The organism is Lamprobacter sp. (genome assembly GCF_034860625.1).
Classification (GTDB): domain Bacteria; phylum Pseudomonadota; class Gammaproteobacteria; order Chromatiales; family Chromatiaceae; genus Lamprobacter.
Genome location: NZ_JAYESN010000502.1, coordinates 1 through 1,440, shown reverse-complemented (window position 1 = coordinate 1,440; position 1,440 = coordinate 1). Strand labels below are relative to the sequence as shown.

3 protein-coding genes are annotated in these 1,440 nt (G+C 54.8%); 1 reads left to right on the top strand and 2 read right to left on the bottom strand.

The features are described from left to right. Nucleotides 1-233: FkbM family methyltransferase (locus VBE63_RS29250; protein WP_323686487.1), on the top strand; the 233-nt coding region annotated here is incomplete at its 5' end. 234 nt (nucleotides 234-467) lie between these two features. Here VBE63_RS29250 and VBE63_RS29245 read toward each other — a convergent pair. Then, a complete protein-coding gene (locus tag VBE63_RS29245) occupies nucleotides 468-899 on the bottom strand; it encodes a type II toxin-antitoxin system VapC family toxin (RefSeq protein ID WP_323686486.1) in 432 nt (143 codons plus the stop codon). Then, nucleotides 899-1,159 (bottom strand): antitoxin family protein, encoded by a 261-nt coding sequence (locus tag VBE63_RS31690; RefSeq protein ID WP_416274724.1) that lies wholly within the window; start codon nucleotides 1,157-1,159, stop codon nucleotides 899-901. The genes VBE63_RS29245 and VBE63_RS31690 overlap by 1 nt, the downstream gene beginning before the upstream one ends. Nucleotides 1,160-1,440 lie beyond the last annotated feature (281 nt).

Sequence of the window (1,440 nt, the reverse complement as noted above, 5' to 3'; positions counted from 1 at the left end):
TGCCTTGCCTCCGCCTGCCGCTGGCGCGGCCCAGTCTGCTCAAGATCGACGTGCAGGGGTTTGAGCTGGAAGTGCTCAAGGGTGCGACCGGGCTGTTGCCGGAAATCGATGTCGTCTATGTCGAGGCCTCCGATGTCGAGCTGTATCCTATGACCCTATCGCGAGAAAACTGCAAGAAGCGGATGCGAGAGCGTCTAACTCTCTATTTATCCGTCACTACGAAGAAGTCGTGAAAAGAATCGCAAGTGCTCCACGATTCGATTTAGTGGCCGGGGAAATATAAGCAATGAACCCCAACACTTCGGCGTCTCGGCATTGTTGGGGTCCGCTCCCGCTCACCCCAACCGACGGGACTGAAGTCACAGGGGATTCGGTCTCCCATTGCCCCGATCATCATCATCCAATCAATCGGTGAGGCAATTCAAAGTCAGCCGGAAACGCAGCGTACAGACTCATGTGATTCCGGATCATGTCTCCCATTGCGCATCCTCACGCAGCAGACAGGAAAAGCCCTCTTGGGAGAAATGACCATCATTGGTGAGCGCTTCGGTGAGTTGCATCCGTAGCATACGTACCATGGAAATGCAGTCTGTCAGGCTGTAGCCCTTGTCGAGTCTCGCGCGAAATAATCTGAATCCGGCCTCAAACGTCTCACGGGATTGCGGTTCGATGTGAATCCTGCTGTCGACTTGCATCTGGGTCACCATTCGGGTCGCGGCTTGACGTAGCAAAATACCGCGATCACCAAAATAGTTTAGAAACTCCGTCAGCACCTCATCGGTCGTCACGATTCTAGCCGCTGCGAGCGATTGGCTGACGCGGACGGCGCGCTCATGCAACTGATCTCTGGGATTCAGTAAGGCGATCCAGTAGCAGGTATCAGCAAACAGATTTCGCATTAGCGAGTTCTGCTTGTTCCATAGAGATAATGATCAAGCTCCGTCGCCCCATCCGATGGAAGGCTGCTCCACTCCTCGGCGGGGACATCGCGTGCAAGTTCGGCGGCAAACTCCCAGATCGGTAGGGATGCCGCTTCGTTTCCCTGACGCGAGTCGGTTGTTTCCAGTACCAATGTGACCTCTTGGTGCTCTTCGATGTGTACCGGTTCAAGCGGGCGGAACACCCCATCTTCGTAAATCGCTCGTAGATGTTGATGCATGGTTTACCTTTGTCGGAAAAATTAAAACAGACTAGAAGATGTCATGAGAACCGAGGATCAGCATGCTTGCCTGCGCCTGTGCTGACAGCGCTGGGCGGCTTGGCGATCAGCTCACCATAAGCGCGCGCGGCGGCGGTGCGTCCTGCATGCTGTTCAACATACGCTCGCCCGTTGCGACATGACGGAGCGGTTACTTGATCAGCTCAATGGAGATCGCTGTCGTCGCCGAGTAACTCCTTGACGCTGGTAGCATCGAAAATGTCATCCAGCCAGGTCTCGAT

Bases quoted from the DNA above. Each gene is read 5' to 3' on its own strand.
- VBE63_RS29245 (WP_323686486.1), bottom strand. From the start codon at position 899: ATGCGAAATCTGTTTGCTGATACCTGCTACTGGATCGCCTTACTGAAT.
- VBE63_RS31690 (WP_416274724.1), bottom strand. From the start codon at position 1,159: ATGCATCAACATCTACGAGCGATTTACGAAGATGGGGTGTTCCGCCCG.